We start from the raw sequence: 809 nt of genomic DNA on the forward strand, positions 1-809 counted from the left end.
CCAGCGTGCCGGACGCGAACCGATCCCGGACCAGAGGCAGCCGGGCCAACTGCATGGCCAGCCGGATCAGCCGGGAGGCGCCCGCACTGCTCATCCCCGCCGAGGCGCGCAGCCAGGTGCCGGTGGAGGCGTGCCCACCACTGCCGGCACTCCTGGCCTCACCGGTGGCGTGGACGCGCCCCACCCGGGCGGCGATCGCCGAGCTCAGCCGGTCCTGGGAGAACAGCAGGTCCTCCGTCTCGCCCACCCACAACCCGGCATCCTCCGGCAGGTCGGCCATCGCAATCCGGGAGGCGAGCCGCCGGAACTGGGCCACCAGCACCCCCGAACCCACCGGCTCGCCCCAGGCCTCCGGCCCCATCGAGCGGCCAGCGTCAGCCGAGCGGCCAGGGTCGGGGGAACGACCAGGATCGGTGAAGCGACCGGCGTCGGTCGAGCGGCCAGAGTCGGGGGAACGACCGGCGTTGGCCGAGCGGCCAGGGTCGGTGGAGCGGCCAGGATCGGGGGAAGGACCAGAGTCGGTGGAGTGGCCGTAGAGGAACTGCTGCCGTTTGTTCTGCTGCGGAGTGTTCTGCTGCCCTGCCTCGCCGTATGGGTCGCTGTGGGCGTCGTCGAAGGTGTCGTCGGCGGGACGCTGGGGCGGGACGTAGTCCGGGTCCAGCACCGTGCCCTTCAGGAACGCGGGCAGTTCGCGTCCGCGGGCGCCCTTCGCGCGGGAGGGGTCCCGCACGTTGATCGGAGAACCGAGCATGAAGGCGCCCCCCTTTCGCTCCGGCGGATCCGAACAACCACCCCCACGCTATCCAGCA

1 pseudogene is annotated in these 809 nt (G+C 72.3%); it reads right to left on the bottom strand.

The window, feature by feature from the left end:
- Positions 1-751 (bottom strand): annotated as a pseudogene (locus Amac_RS58490) (hypothetical protein); the annotation flags it as partial.
- Between the last annotated feature and the right edge of the window lie 58 nt (positions 752-809).

It is taken from the genome of Acrocarpospora macrocephala (assembly GCF_009687865.1).
In the GTDB taxonomy this organism is placed as follows: domain Bacteria; phylum Actinomycetota; class Actinomycetes; order Streptosporangiales; family Streptosporangiaceae; genus Acrocarpospora; species Acrocarpospora macrocephala.